Origin of the sequence: Ruminococcus sp. 1001713B170207_170306_F1 (assembly GCF_015668065.1) — a bacterium.
Classification (GTDB): Bacteria; Bacillota; Clostridia; order Lachnospirales; family Lachnospiraceae; genus Blautia_A; species Blautia_A faecis.
This window is the reverse complement of sequence record NZ_JADPEX010000014.1, coordinates 89,835-104,313: the sequence shown is the minus strand read 5'-3', so window position 1 is coordinate 104,313 and position 14,479 is coordinate 89,835. Positions and strand designations below refer to the sequence as shown.

Sequence of the window (14,479 nt, the reverse complement as noted above, 5' to 3'; positions counted from 1 at the left end):
AACGAAAGGGCAGTTAATGAAAAGTCTCAATACTGCTTTTTCGTTTGCACCACCTTCGATTCTTTCCTTAACGATTTAAACAATTCTCCACATATCTAATCCACTGTCTCAAATCGTGACATCTAATCCGGGGTTACAACCTGACACACATTTTGCAGCGGATATGTTTCCATATAAGAAAACCGAGCTTTTTCAAAAGTCTGGCTTCAAATCCAAACCTCCGAAAAAGCTCGGAATCTATGTTTTTTAATTTGTCTACGCCACGCCGGATGCGCTACGGAAGCAAAGCTTCCTACGCTTATCCGCGGCATTCGCCGCATACAGCCCATCGCATAATGGTGCCTTTGTGAGCAAGCTCCCACAGCACCTTATGCTCGGTCTTAACCATTGAAGTCTATGGGAACAAGTCGGTATAAGGCCTTTTCTACCTATACAATGCAAGGCAAGTTTACACTGCTGCCACCTGCCACTGTCTCGACCGTTGAGACAGTGAAGGCCGCTTAACTTCTACACAATCCATCCGTTCAAACCACGGATTTGCCATACACTCGCAGGGAGTTGAGTTGCCTGATTTCACCGTCTCGACCTGGTATCTGATCCTTATTTCTTTGCGCTTTCTTCCAACTCCAGCATATACCTATCAAAGTCGGACATGAATAAACTGTCCTGGATCACGCGATATTTTTCAAATTCTGTCTCAGCATGAAGCTTTGCAATTTCTGCGGACACCTTACCCGCATCCTGTAAAATGCCATAATCAAACATTTCAATGAAGCTGTTGAGCCTCTTTTCCCAGTCCTGCATCGTAAGCGGAATATGTCGTAAGGTCATGTTTTCCGCAAAATCCAGGTATGCCGTCACCATACGATTCAGCTGCTTCATTTCATCCTGACTCAGATAATTTTTAGCAACCGTGACATCGCTTTTCTTAATCTTTCCGTCAGGAGCATCTGCCCAGGTGGTTAATCCCATGTGCTCTTTTGTGTGATCCGCTCTTTCCACGATCATCTCCGCCGCCGTATGTCCATGAACGGCATAATGCATTTTATTCTGAACAGTCGCATAGAATCTTCTCGTTGTTGCAGCGTTTTTATCATAGTCAATGGCTGTCGCATACAGGTCAGTGATCTTCTGATAGAATTTTCTTTCGCTGGCACGGATCTCTCGGATGCGCTCTAGCTGCTCATCGAAATACTTTTCTGTCAGATACGTTCCGCGCTTCAGCCGCTCATCATCCATGACCCAGCCTTTGATGGTGTAGTCCTTTGCGATCTGGTTTACCCATTTTCGGAACTGTACCGCACGCTCGGAATTGACCTTGAAGCCTACGGCAATGATCATTTGAAGGCTATAGTGCTTGGTATCGCGTGTGACCTGGCGAGAACCTTCGGTTTGAACTATTCGGAAATTCCGAATAGTTGCGGCCTCTTCCAATTCACTATCCGCATATATTTTTTTAATATGTTCATTTATCGTTGGTGAACCAACATCATACAATGTGGCCATCATCTTCTGTGTCAGCCATATATTCTCATCCTCATAGCGCATCTCTATGCTGTCCTGTTGATCACCTACAGAGGCAACATAGGTCAGGTACTCTGCTGCGCTGGAACGGATGGTTATTTCATCTTTTTTCTTTGCCAAATAGAATGCCTCCCTTCTACATATCACTAGATCCAGCCATTCTTTTTAAATTTCTCAATTTGAGCTAATTCTTCCTCAGATGGTTCGCCCGCCTTACCCTCGCTGACCGGAGTGTTTAAATATTCGTTATTCCATCTGTTCATGATTTTGACAACCTCATCAGATACACGAATATCACGTTTCGTGATGGATTCCAGGTTCCAATCCATTACATCAGAGGTTCCCATTGCCTTAGTAATTACAATTTTGGAAGCTATGTACTCTTTTTTCTTCTTGCCAAAATATCCATTACCAGCGACAATGTTCAGCTTCTTTTCGAATGGGAGCTTATTGCCTATATGCTCAATTTTCTCTTTGATGGTTGCGTCTGGCTCATCCGGAAAATAATTCGTCTGCCACTTCTGTGGAAAGATATGCTCTATCTCCCACTTAGCCGGAAGCAAATCATCCTGATGTTCATACGCAAGCGTCTTCAGAAGCATACGCACTACATTACGATTCGGATTCTGGATATATGGCTCCAGCTGTGTCATATCGATAGTCTTAAATTCAAACGTAGGTATATCCGATGCTACAATTGCAGAATTCAGCTTCAGAATATCCGGCTTTACAGCATTGATTGTCGGTATCATCAAGTATTTTGTCATCAGCTCCATGAGCAGCTTATTCAAGAACCGAGCAAATCGTGTTTCAAAATTTTCTTCATTCCTGTAGCAAACATAGTAAATAACAACCGGGTATTTCCAGTACTCGTTCGGATATGAAGTCAGAATATCCAGTGTCTGCCTAATTTTAATATTCTTGGACCAGGCTTCATCTTCAAGTTCCTCTCCTTTGTTTACAACCTTCCACAGATTCAGGATAACAAAAAGAGTATCCAACAATTCAGGCTTATACAAGCGTTCAAACTTATTAGCCGCATAATACTTCCTGACACCAGGAGTAGTCGTCTTCGTATCCTTATCCAGTGCTCGATAATAAAACATATTGTAGTAGAACAGCTGCTGGATGCTTTCATTAGCATCTGTAGACTGCTCATCTAAATCTTTCCAGCGGTCGATAAATGCCTTCTTATCATCCGGCGCAAGCTGGTTGTAAATCTTTGCCTTAAAAATATCTGCGTCCGACAGAGGAAGACCTCTATCATTTAACGTTGAGAAAATAGTCAACGCAGTATCCTGGGTGTCTGCTGTGATAGGAAGCAGAATAGCCTGGTTCAAGAGCGCATAGATAAACTGATATACCATCAATGGATTCTCTGTGGAATGCTTATCAAACAACTCTTGAAAATGGCGATAATTCTTTGAATAGTTATCTTTCGCATCCTCATCCGCTTTTCCGGTTTCCAAGATTGATCGCAGAATTTCATTTCCTTCGTTATTCACAACACGTGAGGTCAAAAGGATATTTTTGAAATCCACCGTTCCAGTAAGTTTATTGGTTCTCCAGATAGTAGGCTCAATCTTTCCAATAAAGTTATTGGCCTCTGCCGTTCTCTCTGATGCAGGCGTAGCAACAAGCTTCGTATAAATTGCACGTAGCAGCAGAAACAAAGACGTAATACGCTGCTGTCCATCAATTATTTCCTGCTCACCATCTTCATTTTCGTAGGAAACCACACTTCCGAGGAAGTAGGAACTCTCTCTTTCTGTACCGCCACTTGTAGCAGTAAAATCCCATAAATCCTCAAAAAGTGTTTCTACCTGTTCATCCGTCCAAGCATATGGTCGCTGGTACTCAGGAATGACAAACGGTTTTGATTTTCCGCTACCCAGGAGCGCTTCCACGCTTTGTTTATTTACTTCTATCGTTGTTGGCATGTTTACGCCCTCCTCTAATTATCAAAGAAAGTATGTAAATCAATTATTTCGTAATCTTTTGAAAGCCGCACGGGATAACTCTTTCCAGCCTCTATAGTCTCATTTGGGAGAACTATTCTATACTCCTGTTCTTGCTCAAAAAATACATCTTTGCAGAATAAAACTCTAAATGCATAATCCGCATAAAAAGTATATCTTATTCCTCCGTCTACTTTTTCTGGAGATGCATCTTGCATCAAATATTTCATATACTCCATGTCCATAGCTATTTCACCATCGGTGGTTTCGTAACCTTTATCTATATGAAAATAATTGACTTTTTCAGCCTTAATCTCAGTACCGATACTTCTTTTAACATCTTCAATAAATTCCTCAGGATTCGGAATTACTGCAACAGCATCAGCATTAGGGAAGTGTTCCCTAATAGTCTGTTTTTTATCATCTGAAAGATTGATGATTGAAGCTCCAGTAATATCGACTTTGCAATCGTCTTCATAAACAGCAAACATACAAAAAACTGGCATTTTCTCTGCTGGTTCTATTCTCACCAAGCCATTTGCTTTTCCACATTTTGCAATTACCTCTTTGGTATCTGGATGCTGCATTATCATTTTTTGAGCAAACATTCTAGTACCAGCTTCAAGAATATCTCCTTGTCCTTTGATTTTCAGTTTATCTTCAATCCCCCAGAAAGTAATTGCATTTGAACAATATATATTTCCACTTACTAGACTTTCCAAATGTTCTCTCTTTCCAAATTTCAACAGGTATTTAATATCTGCCACTCATTCATTCCTCCTTGCCATCTAATCCACTGCCTACAAACACCCCAAATGGTCGAATTGCCGGATTGGTTGTCATCCGTTTTCATTTTCCCAAAATCATCCCCAAATGCCTGACATCTAATCCGAGGTTACAACCTGACACAGATTTCGCGGTAGATATGTTTCCATATAAAACAACCGAGCTTTTTCAGGAGTTAGGCTTCTATTCCCAACTTCCGAAAAAGCCCGGAAATACGCCGCTTTCTGGCACTTGATTTTATTTTCTTGACATCAAGACTACCGTCTCCACGTGCACCGTCTCGCAAAACTGATCCACGCTACAGCTGCGCTGAACCTCATAACCAGCTGCCAGAAATGCTGGTAAATCTCTTGCAAGACTTGTTGGTTTGCAGGAGATATAGACGATGTTTTCTACTCCATATGCCAGGATCTTCGGCAGCGCTTTGGGGTGGATTCCATCGCGAGGGGGATCCAGAATGATCATATCTGGTTTTTCAGTAAGATCGTCCAGGACTTTCAGGACGTCACCTGCGATGAAACGGCAATTGGTGAGACCATTTAAGGCGGCATTTACTTTTGCGGCTTCCACAGCTTCCTCAACAATTTCCACGCCGATAACCTCTTTCGCAACAGAAGCAAGAAGCTGGGCAATAGTTCCAGTACCGCTGTAGAGGTCAAATACTTCTTTGTCCTTGGTGTCACCAATGTAATCACGCACAATGGAGTACAATACTTCGGCTGCCAGTGAGTTTGGCTGGAAGAAGGAAAATGTACTAATCTTAAATCGCAGACCCAGCAACGTTTCATAGAAGTAATCCTGTCCATAAAGCAATCTGGTTTCATCGCTCTGCACCACATCAGACAGAGAATCATTGATAATGTGCATAATTCCCACGATTTTTCCCTCCAGCGGAAGAACCAGAAGCCTTGATATCAGCGGCGCATAGTCGTACTCTGCCTGGCTTGTGGTGATCACATGTACCAGAATTTCACCAGAGGTCACACCGCGGCGCAGAAGCAAGTGGCGCAGATAACCGGTATGCTGCATTTTCTTATAATGCACAGCCCCAAGCTCTGTAAAAAAATCCAGCACACAGGAAAGGATCGCCGTCATATCCGGATGCACCAGCTTGCAGTCAGAAGCCGTCAGTACGTCGTAAGTGCTGCCTTTCTTGTGCAAACCAAGAGAAAGAGGACCATCTTTATATTCATCTCCAAAGGAAAATTCCATCTTATTACGGTAACCAAATTCAATAGGACTTCCGTGGATTCCTTCCCAGTGAAGGTCTGTATCAATACCTACTGCCTCCTGGAGAAGTCCTTTCACCTGAGTTTCCTTCATTTTTAACTGTTCTTCGTAGGACATTGTCTGGTACATGCAGCCACCGCATGCTGGAAAAATCTTACATACAGGCTCTCTTACCTCAAGGGGAGAATTCTCCAGAATCTCCAAAAGCCTGCCTTCTGCCCTACCCGAACGCTTCTTATTGATTATAAAGCGAACCTTCTGACCTGGAATTCCATTTTTTACAATTACTTTTTCTCCATCTATATTCACATATCCCTTGTTGGGGAAATCAACTTTCTCGATAATTCCTTCGTAAATCTCTCCTTTTTTCATAAATCCTCCATAAAATAATTGTATATAGATCGTAACTATTCCGCAGCTGTCTTTTATATATAATACTGTCGCCAATAGATTACTGTTCACTGGTAACGTTCCGCGAGGTGTTTTTTTGTGAACAAAGTTCACAGAAAACCCGAAAATTGCGGCGCGAAATCATGTAAATGCATGATTTCTATGCATCGCGAAGCGTATTACTATAAAGATACAAAACAGTTACCTTAAATCAAAAATAAGGTATACGGGGGAGCATAACTGCTATATGCCCGTATACCTTTTCATTTAATATGCACTCACTTATAAAAAATCCCCGAAATTATCCACATCCAAACCAGATTTGTATTCCAAAAATTGTGGACGACCGTGGATATCCGCTAAACGCCTTACTTATTTCTCCTCATCCTCGAAATAATCGTCATAATCATCATCAAAGTCTTCCTCGAAGTCTTCAAGATAATCCGGTGCGAAGAAGCGATATACTGCAAATGCAATTCCTGCAACAGCAGCTACAGCGCCAATGATAGCCAGTACCCAGAGGACTGTATTCTTCTGCTTCTCATCTTCTTTTTTCTTAAGTAATGATAATAATTCCTCGAGCTTATCCATTTTAATGTTCATGTGATACCATCCTCTCTTTCAAAGTACTCATTAGGTTTATTTATTATACCACTTTTGCAATTATTTTACCATAGTTAATATATTAATTTTAAATTTTTCCAAACCCAATTTCCAATCAAATTTTCTTCAGCTTGGCAAAGCTTGCGAACATCTTCTTCACACCAACCTTATCAAACTCCACTGTAACCTCATAATCACGACCGCCTTCCACGATTTCTTTCACAATTCCAACGCCAAATTTAATATGGCGAACCGTATCTCCCACCTCATAATCCAGCGAATTGGCTTTTGTTACTTTAAATTCTCTTGGCTTGTAATTTCTGCCCTGGAGAATTTCTTTCATCTTGGAGTATTTCGCCGGTGTTGGGATTAGTTCCTCCACTTTCGGCTTCTTCTCCTGAATAGTGTGTCCCAGATCTACCAGTTCTCTTGGAATCTCTCTCACAAACCTGGAAACCCTGTTATACTGAGTCTCTCCACGGATCATCCTCTGCTGGGCGCAAGTCAAAGTAAGGTCTTTCATTGCACGGGTAATTCCCACGTAACAAAGTCTTCTCTCTTCTTCCATCTCCCCGTCATCGCCATAGCTGATGGTCATATGACTAGGGAAAATGCCGTCTTCCATTCCTACCATAAACACCTTCGGAAACTCCAGACCCTTGGCACTATGTAAAGTCATAAGGAGCACATAATCCTGATCCGGATCTACAGTATCAATATCTGCTACCAGAGCCACCTCTTCCAGAAAGCCAGAAAGCGTAGCCGGCTGATTCTGCTCCTCCATAGCCTCCTGATAAGCCACAGTCTTGGAAATCAACTCATCAATATTCTCAATTCTTGCTCTCGATTCTTCTGTATCCTCAGCTTCCAGCTCTGCCACATAACCTGTGGAATCAATTACCTCCTGCAGGATTTCCTCCACAGTCATCACATCTGCCTTGCTCTTCAGCATCTGTATAAAAGTTACAAAGCCATCGATCTTTGACAAGCTTCTTCCAATAGAAGGAACCTCTTCAGCCACGCGCAATGCCTCATACAGACTGATTCCCATATTGTCCGCATAATCCTGAACACGTCCAAGTGTCGTTGCACCGATTCCACGCTTCGGCACATTGATGATTCGCTGCACAGCAAGATCATCTCTGGCATTATTAATCGTTTTCAGATAACAGAGAAGATCCTTGATTTCCTTACGCGCATAGAAGTTAACGCCTCCTACCAGTTTATATGGAATATTGGCTGCAATAAATTTCTCCTCAAAAATACGGGACTGGGCATTGGTACGATAAAGAATGGCACAATCACGGTAGTTCCCAAGACCGTTTCTTTTTAACTTACCGATTTCTCCTGCCACATACTCTGCCTCCTCATAGGCATTCAAAAACTGGCGAAAATGCACCTTGCTGCCTTCTTCGTTCTCTGTCCACAGGGTTTTTGCCTTACGCTCAGTATTATTCGCGATCACCTGGTTCGCTGCATTCAGGATATTCTTGGTAGAGCGGTAGTTCTGCTCCAGACGGATTACCCTGGCATCTGGAAAAACATGCTCAAATCCAAGAATATTTCCAATATTAGCCCCACGGAATTTATAAATGGACTGGTCATCATCACCTACCACACAAAGATTCTGATACCGCTGGGCCAGAAGACTGATAAACTTAAACTGTGCAGTATTGGTATCCTGATACTCATCCACCATAATGTATTTAAACCGCTCCTGATAGTACTCCAGCACTGCACCGCATTTTTCAAAAAGCTCCACCGTCTTTACGATCAGATCATCAAAGTCCAGTGCATTATTCTTGCGAAGAGCAGCCTGGTATTCACGGTAAACAGAAGCCACTTTCTTCATATTGTAATCTCCGGCAGCTTTCATCTCCATATCATCTGGTGTAAGCAACTCATCCTTGGCATGGGAAATCTGGGCAAGAAGGGAACGCTCTTTATAAATCTTGGTGTCAATGTTCATCTTCCTGCACACATCTTTCATAAGAGACTTCTGGTCATCTGTATCATAGATTGTAAAATTCGTGTCATATCCCAGATTATCAATATGTCTCCGAAGGATTCTTACGCAGGCTGAGTGGAAAGTAGACACCCAGATACTCTCAGAACCAAAGCCCACCAGCTTATCCACACGCTCTCTCATCTCCTGAGCAGCCTTATTGGTAAAAGTAATAGCCAGAATATTCCACGGATTTACTCCCTTTTCATCCATCAGATAGGCAATCCTGTGTGTCAGCACTCTTGTCTTGCCGGAACCAGCTCCCGCCAGGATCAGGACTGGTCCCTCTGTCTGTGCTACCGCCTCGCGCTGAGGGGGATTTAATGTATCATATATGCTCATTTATGTTCTCCTTTTTTCGCTAAAGCATGTTTGAAAAAAGCTTTCTGCAGGATGTGCGCCACAATTTGTAGGAGTTTCCGCCCTGATGAGGGCGTCACAGCGGACTGCGACAACTGAATTCGGACGAAATATACCGTCAAATGGGGCATGCAGATTGCGGGAATGATTTTTCAAATAGTTAAATCTCATTATACATGAAATCCTTATCTCCCACAACCCCGAACGTGCAGAAAATCCAAACATAGATTCGGGTTTTTACTGTTTACCAGTAACATTCCGCGAGGTGTTTTTTGTAAACAAAGTTCTGGTTTTTTTCTGTTTTTCACAAGATCTGAAAAAAACAGTTTACAAGTAGTTTTAAAAACTATATAATAAGGAGCAGAGGTGATAAAAATGACAGCTGATGATAAATCCATATTAAAGAGCATTCTGGAGCACATTTCCGGAATGGATTATATAAAACCAGAAGATCTTCCAAACATCGACCTGTACATGGATCAGGTCACCACGTTTATGGAGGATCAGCTTGCGTCCACAAAGCGTCACGATGATGACAAGATCCTGACAAAGACCATGATCAATAACTACGCCAAGAATAACCTGCTCCCTTCCCCTGAGAAGAAGCGCTATTCCAAAGATCATCTGCTCATGCTGATCTTCATTTATTATTTTAAGAATATTCTGTCCATCACAGACATCCAGAAGCTTCTCGGTCCCATCACAGCGAAATACTTTAAAGGTGAGCCAGGCAAGGACATGACCTATGTATATAATGAAGTTTTTGGAATGGAGAACCGCAAGATTGACCAGTTGATCAAGAATCTTCTGAAGGATTACCGTTTCTCCAGCGCCACTTTCCAGGATGCAGATGAGGAAGATCAGGAATTTCTGAAGCGATTCAGTTTTATCTGTCTCATGAGCTTTGATGTCTACATTAAGAAGATGATCATTGAGAAAATGATCGATGACATTTCCCCATCTGAGCCCAGGGACAAACATAAGAAGAATAAAGACAAATAACAGTACAAAACCCGCGAAATTATCTCATAGCACAATTTCGCGGGTTTTCTTTCGTATATTTTATTCTATTTCGGATTCAGATCCTCTGACGCTTATTCGTCCTTCTGATCCAGAGAACGGTTCTGCTCTTTTTTCTCTTCCATTCTTTTAAATACCATATCATAACCGTCATTGCCATAATTCAGAGAACGGTTTACACGGCTGATCGTGGCTGTGGAAGCACCGGTCTTCTCAGAAATGTCAAGGTAAGTTCTCTTATCCATCAGCATTTTGGCCACTTCAAATCTCTGAGATAAAGAAAGAAGTTCGTTAATGGTACACACATCCTCAAAGAAAGTGTAGCACTCTTCCTTATCCTTCAGACAAAGTATGGCCTCAAAAAGATGGTCAACTGCCTCAGTTCTGATATTTTTACTCATTTCGCTACTCCTTTTTCTATATTTAATGTTTATTATTCTCTTTTCAATGATTACTATTTTAACACTCTGACGTGTGATAAGCAAGGACTTTCTATAAATATTTTTGTGAAGATTATATAGTTTTTATGTTCTTTTTTATTTTCAAATTGCTTTTTTTTCACAGATTCGTTATACTATGTGATAAGCTCATTAATGCTATATACAAAATAGAAAAGAGGAATTTTTGAATGGATCGTTTTTTCAACATGGATAACAAATTTTTCACCTTCATGAGCAGGGTGGCAGATCTTATCATTCTGAATCTGCTTTGCATTGTCTGCTGCATTCCGGTGGTGACCATTGGACCTTCCATTGCCGCCATGTTCTACGTCACTTTGAAAATGGTTCGTAATGAAGAGTCTTATATCGTCCGCGGATTTTTTAAATCCTTTAAACAGAATCTGAAACAGGGTATTGTGATCAATCTGATCATGCTTGCGGCTGCCCTTTTGCTGTACTTTGACATTAGCATCTGCCGCAGCACACCTGGCACCATCGGTAAGGTTCTTATGGTATTATTTATGATGATCCTGGTCGTTTACCTGATGATCTTCCTGTACATCTACCCGGTTCTTGCGAAATTTTACAATACCATCAAGAATACTTTTACCAACGCATTTTTGATGTCCATCCGCCATCTTCCATATACAGCACTTATGATCCTTGTCACTGCTGCCCCGGTTCTTGTATTTTTTATTCCAAGTGCCCAGGTACAGTCCATGGTCATCCTGCTGCTGGTGCTCATTGGATTTTCCGGAATTGCATACATCAATTCCCATTTCTTTGTGAAAATTTTTGACAAATATATTCCGGAAGAAACCTCTGAGCCGAATCCTGACAGTGTAGTAGACCACAGTCTTGATTCCGACAATAAGAATTTATGATCACCAGCTGGAATGGAAAGCCCTATCACTCCCTTGACTATATGCTAAAGGAGCGCTTCGGGGAAAAGGTTTATAAAGTCACCTTAAACGGCGGCATGAGCTGTCCCAACCGCGATGGTACAATAGGACACGGCGGCTGCATCTTCTGCAGCGAAGGTGGCAGCGGTGATTTTGCCGCCAGTGCAGCCCTCTCTATCCATGAACAGATAGACAGTCAGATTGCCATGCTTTCCGCCAAAAGACCTATTCACAAATACATCGCCTATTTTCAGGCTTACACCAATACTTATGCTCCTGTGCCTTATCTGGAAAAAATTTTTCAGGAAGCTATTTCCCATCCGGGAATTGTGGCACTTTCTATTGGTACAAGGCCGGATTGCCTGGAGGACGATGTAGTAGAACTTCTTTCCCGGCTAAACATGGTTAAACCAGTCTGGGTAGAACTGGGACTTCAAACCATTCATGAATCTACCGCAGCTTATATCCGGCGAGGTTACCCTCTGTCCTGCTTTGAAGACTCCCTTAAGAGACTCCGCGCAGCTGGTCTGGAAGTAGTAGTTCATACCATTCTCGGGCTTCCCGGCGAATCCAGGGAAGATATACTGGCTACTATGGATTATTTAAATACCCGGGATATTCAGGGAATCAAGCTTCAGCTGCTCCACGTTCTGAAAGGCACTGACCTTGCATATGATTATCTTGCCGGGAAATTTAAAGTGCTGGAACGCGCCGAATATATTGACCTTGTAGCAGACTGCCTGGAACATCTGGATCCATCCATTGTGATCCACCGGGTTACCGGCGATGGGCCGAAAGATCTGCTGATCGCCCCTCTATGGGCCAGCAGAAAAAGAGAAGTGCTGAATCTGCTCCACCACCGTTTGAAAGAGCGTCAGAGTTTTCAGGGCAAAGCATTAGAGCGTGTTTGAAAAAGGCTTTCTGCAAGATGTGCGTCACAATTTGTGGGAGATTTTGTCCGATTGAGGGAGGCGTAGCGGGCTACGCCGACTGAAAGAGGGCAAAATCTCCCGCAAAGTGGGGCGTGCAGATTGCGGGAATGATTTTTCAAACACGCTCCAGAGTCTGTTTGAAATATTATTCCCGCAATCTCCCGCAAAGTGTAATACGCATCTTGCAGAAAGCCTTTTTCAAACACGCTCGAATTTAGAACTTACGCAATATTTCACCAGAAGGGAGGCTGGAAAATGGCTACACCATTTACTGTTTACAAACTGATCATCCTATACATGCTTCGGAATTCTTCATCCCCCATCACTAATTCAGAAATTTCAGAATTTATTCTGGACCGTGAGTACACGAATTATTTCCATTTGCAACAGGCCCTTTCCGAGCTTGAGGAAACAGAACTGATTGAGAAGCGTACCATTTCCAATACTTCCTACTATTATCTTACTGAAGATGGAAAAAACACACTCACCTATTTCGAGAATGATATTTCCCAGGACATCCGTACTGAAGTGCTCCAGTACCTGGCAGCCAGAGGTGCCTCCACAAAGAATCAGGTGAAAGCTCCAGCCGATTATTACATTAATAATCAGGGAGAATATGTGGTTCACCTTCAGCTTTTGCAGAAGGGTGCTTCTGTGATTGATCTTTCGCTTGCAGCGCCATCTCTTTCCGCTGCCAAGGCCATTTGCAGGCAGTGGCCCAAGAAATATGAAGAAATTTATGCAAAAATAATGGAGGGGCTTTTATAAAGCTCCTCCACTTTTTATTTCAGATTTTGTAATTGTTCAGTACCTTCACAGCTGCACGCTTGGCAAAATAGCACTTGCTGATAATTACTCAATATTTATTCCAACGCGTGTTTGAAAAATCATTCCTTCAATCTGCATGCTCTTTTATAAACTTCATGTGTTCCTTCAGTTTCTTCTCATATCCCATATCTGACAGCTCATAGAATTTCTCTCCCTGGATCTCATCTGGCAGATACTGCTGCTTTACATAATGATTTGGATAATCGTGGGCATACTTATAGCCGATTCCATGTCCCAGCTTCTCATGCCCTCCATAATGGGCATCCTGAAGATGAGCCGGAACAGTCGTCCTGGTACGCTTCACACTGTCCATTGCTGCAAAAATAGCATTCACCGCTGCATTACTCTTAGGTGCACATGCCATATATGCGGCAGCCTGGGAAAGAATGATCTGGGATTCCGGCATTCCCACCCGCTCAACTGCCTGGGCTGCTGCGGTTGCCACTACCAGGGCCTGGGGATCTGCATTTCCAATATCTTCAGAAGCAAGGATCATCATACGTCTTGCAATAAATTTCACATCTTCACCTGCATACAGCATCTTCGCCAGATAATAAACTGCAGCATCCGGATCGGAGCCGCGCATACTCTTGATAAATGCAGAAATAATATCATAATGGTTATCTCCATCCTTATCATAGCGCACCACACGCTTCTGGATACACTCAGAAGCCACATCCAGAGTAATATGAATCTTGCCGTCTGAAGCTCTTGGCGTAGTAAGAATGCCAAGCTCTATGGCATTCAGAGCGCTTCTGGCATCTCCTCCTGCCATATCTGCCAGAAACTCCAGGGCATCTTCATCCAGAACCGCATTATAGCTTCCCATGCCCTTTTCCTTATCGTTCACTGCCCGCAGGAGCAGTTCTTTAATCTCCGGAATCTCCAGTGCCTTCAACTCAAACACAATAGAACGTGAAAGGAGAGCACCGTTTACCTCAAAATAGGGATTCTCTGTGGTGGCTCCAATAAGGATGATGGTTCCGTCCTCCACAAAAGGCAAAAGATAATCCTGCTGTCCTTTATTAAAGCGATGAATCTCATCAATAAATAAAATCGTCTTTCGCCCATACATTCCAAGGGCATTCTGAGCCTGTTTTACCACTTCTTCCATATCTTTCTTGCCTGCTACGGTGGCATTGATCTGGGTAAAGTCTGCGCTTGTAGTATTGGCAATGACTTTAGCCAAGGTGGTCTTTCCGGTTCCTGGAGGACCGTAAAAAATAACGGAAGTCAGCTTATCTGCCTTGATGGCTCTGTAAAGTAATTTATCTTTTCCCACAATGTGCTGCTGTCCCACTACTTCCTCCAGTTTCGTAGGGCGAAGACGGGAGGCCAGTGGGGATTCATTCTCCATTGTCCTGGATTTCGCATATTCAAATAAATCCATGTATTTCTCTCCAATTCAAAAGTAATTTTCCGTACATTTGTTCTAATTATAATCTATATTTCTCATTTAGGCAAGTTTATAAAGCTATTTTTTAACTGTTCGCGGAACGTT

The 14,479-nt window shown here is 42.5% G+C and carries 13 protein-coding genes and 2 pseudogenes; 6 read left to right on the top strand and 9 right to left on the bottom strand.

Annotated features, from left to right (window positions below; genetic code table 11):
* Positions 1–600: 600 nt before the first annotated feature.
* From I4V84_RS10240 to pcrA, 6 genes are all read right to left on the bottom strand, one after another.
* The gene (locus I4V84_RS10240; protein ID WP_148461150.1) at positions 601–1,644 is read right to left on the bottom strand and encodes a virulence RhuM family protein; all 1,044 of its coding nucleotides are present in this window, start codon (positions 1,642–1,644) and stop codon (positions 601–603) included.
* 26 nt (positions 1,645–1,670) lie between these two features.
* The gene (locus I4V84_RS10235) at positions 1,671–3,464 is read right to left on the bottom strand and encodes a DUF262 domain-containing protein (RefSeq protein ID WP_173774264.1); all 1,794 of its coding nucleotides are present in this window, start codon (positions 3,462–3,464) and stop codon (positions 1,671–1,673) included.
* Between the two features lie 14 nt (positions 3,465–3,478).
* Positions 3,479–4,249 carry a hypothetical protein gene (locus I4V84_RS10230; RefSeq protein WP_148461148.1) on the bottom strand — a complete coding sequence of 257 codons (771 nt, stop codon included), beginning with the start codon at positions 4,247–4,249 and terminating at the stop codon, positions 3,479–3,481.
* A gap of 256 nt (positions 4,250–4,505) precedes the next feature.
* Entirely contained in the window at positions 4,506–5,870 is a 1,365-nt protein-coding gene (gene rlmD, locus I4V84_RS10225; RefSeq protein ID WP_195991858.1) for a 23S rRNA (uracil(1939)-C(5))-methyltransferase RlmD, read from the bottom strand.
* A gap of 390 nt (positions 5,871–6,260) precedes the next feature.
* Positions 6,261–6,491, bottom strand: a complete 231-nt coding sequence (locus I4V84_RS10220; protein WP_173716615.1) for a hypothetical protein — start codon at positions 6,489–6,491, stop codon at positions 6,261–6,263.
* Between the two features lie 115 nt (positions 6,492–6,606).
* Positions 6,607–8,838 carry a DNA helicase PcrA gene (gene pcrA, locus I4V84_RS10215; RefSeq protein ID WP_195982570.1) on the bottom strand — a complete coding sequence of 744 codons (2,232 nt, stop codon included), beginning with the start codon at positions 8,836–8,838 and terminating at the stop codon, positions 6,607–6,609.
* 30 nt (positions 8,839–8,868) lie between these two features.
* On the opposite strand from pcrA, the gene I4V84_RS20545 reads away from it, so the two are divergent.
* Positions 8,869–8,955, top strand: coding sequence for a DUF6783 domain-containing protein (locus tag I4V84_RS20545; protein ID WP_334286057.1), 87 nt, complete (start codon positions 8,869–8,871; stop codon positions 8,953–8,955).
* A 276-nt stretch (positions 8,956–9,231) separates the two neighbouring features.
* Positions 9,232–9,858, top strand: coding sequence for a DUF1836 domain-containing protein (locus I4V84_RS10210; RefSeq protein WP_118578215.1), 627 nt, complete (start codon positions 9,232–9,234; stop codon positions 9,856–9,858).
* A gap of 92 nt (positions 9,859–9,950) precedes the next feature.
* Here the strand turns inward: I4V84_RS10210 and I4V84_RS10205 are convergent, their stop codons facing one another.
* Positions 9,951–10,277 carry a YerC/YecD family TrpR-related protein gene (locus I4V84_RS10205; RefSeq protein ID WP_118578214.1) on the bottom strand — a complete coding sequence of 109 codons (327 nt, stop codon included), beginning with the start codon at positions 10,275–10,277 and terminating at the stop codon, positions 9,951–9,953.
* Positions 10,278–10,522: 245 nt separating this feature from the next.
* Between I4V84_RS10205 and I4V84_RS10200 the strand changes: the two genes are divergently transcribed.
* Together I4V84_RS10200 and I4V84_RS10195 are read left to right on the top strand one after the other, a co-directional pair.
* Positions 10,523–11,200 (top strand): YesL family protein, encoded by a 678-nt coding sequence (locus I4V84_RS10200; protein WP_243284070.1) that lies wholly within the window; start codon positions 10,523–10,525, stop codon positions 11,198–11,200.
* Positions 11,197–12,129 (top strand): TIGR01212 family radical SAM protein, encoded by a 933-nt coding sequence (locus I4V84_RS10195; protein WP_207742919.1) that lies wholly within the window; start codon positions 11,197–11,199, stop codon positions 12,127–12,129. Before I4V84_RS10200 ends, I4V84_RS10195 begins: the two co-directional genes overlap by 4 nt.
* On the opposite strand, the pseudogene I4V84_RS20540 reads toward I4V84_RS10195, so the two are convergent.
* A pseudogene (locus I4V84_RS20540) lies at positions 12,102–12,209 on the bottom strand (DUF6783 domain-containing protein); the annotation flags it as partial. The gene I4V84_RS10195 and the pseudogene I4V84_RS20540 overlap by 28 nt on opposite strands.
* On the opposite strand from I4V84_RS20540, the pseudogene I4V84_RS20535 reads away from it, so the two are divergent.
* Both I4V84_RS20535 and I4V84_RS10190 read left to right on the top strand, forming a co-directional pair.
* Positions 12,159–12,368, top strand: a pseudogene (locus tag I4V84_RS20535) (DUF6783 domain-containing protein). The pseudogenes I4V84_RS20540 and I4V84_RS20535 overlap by 51 nt on opposite strands.
* Positions 12,369–12,405: 37 nt before the next feature.
* Positions 12,406–12,918 carry a DUF4364 family protein gene (locus I4V84_RS10190; protein ID WP_195991856.1) on the top strand — a complete coding sequence of 171 codons (513 nt, stop codon included), beginning with the start codon at positions 12,406–12,408 and terminating at the stop codon, positions 12,916–12,918.
* Positions 12,919–13,045: 127 nt separating this feature from the next.
* On the opposite strand, the gene I4V84_RS10185 is transcribed toward I4V84_RS10190, so the two are convergent.
* Complete coding sequence (locus I4V84_RS10185) at positions 13,046–14,368, bottom strand: replication-associated recombination protein A (protein WP_148461143.1); 1,323 nt, start codon at positions 14,366–14,368, stop codon at positions 13,046–13,048.
* Positions 14,369–14,479: the final 111 nt, after the last annotated feature.

Bases quoted from the DNA above. Each gene is read 5' to 3' on its own strand.
- I4V84_RS10205 (WP_118578214.1), bottom strand. From the start codon at position 10,277: ATGAGTAAAAATATCAGAACTGAGGCAGTTGACCATCTTTTTGAGGCC.
- I4V84_RS10200 (WP_243284070.1), top strand. From the start codon at position 10,523: ATGGATAACAAATTTTTCACCTTCATGAGCAGGGTGGCAGATCTTATC.
- pcrA (WP_195982570.1), bottom strand. From the start codon at position 8,838: ATGAGCATATATGATACATTAAATCCCCCTCAGCGCGAGGCGGTAGCA.
- rlmD (WP_195991858.1), bottom strand. From the start codon at position 5,870: ATGAAAAAAGGAGAGATTTACGAAGGAATTATCGAGAAAGTTGATTTC.
- I4V84_RS10235 (WP_173774264.1), bottom strand. From the start codon at position 3,464: ATGCCAACAACGATAGAAGTAAATAAACAAAGCGTGGAAGCGCTCCTG.
- I4V84_RS10210 (WP_118578215.1), top strand. From the start codon at position 9,232: ATGACAGCTGATGATAAATCCATATTAAAGAGCATTCTGGAGCACATT.
- I4V84_RS10185 (WP_148461143.1), bottom strand. From the start codon at position 14,368: ATGGATTTATTTGAATATGCGAAATCCAGGACAATGGAGAATGAATCC.
- I4V84_RS10220 (WP_173716615.1), bottom strand. From the start codon at position 6,491: ATGAACATTAAAATGGATAAGCTCGAGGAATTATTATCATTACTTAAG.
- I4V84_RS10190 (WP_195991856.1), top strand. From the start codon at position 12,406: ATGGCTACACCATTTACTGTTTACAAACTGATCATCCTATACATGCTT.
- I4V84_RS10195 (WP_207742919.1), top strand. From the start codon at position 11,197: ATGATCACCAGCTGGAATGGAAAGCCCTATCACTCCCTTGACTATATG.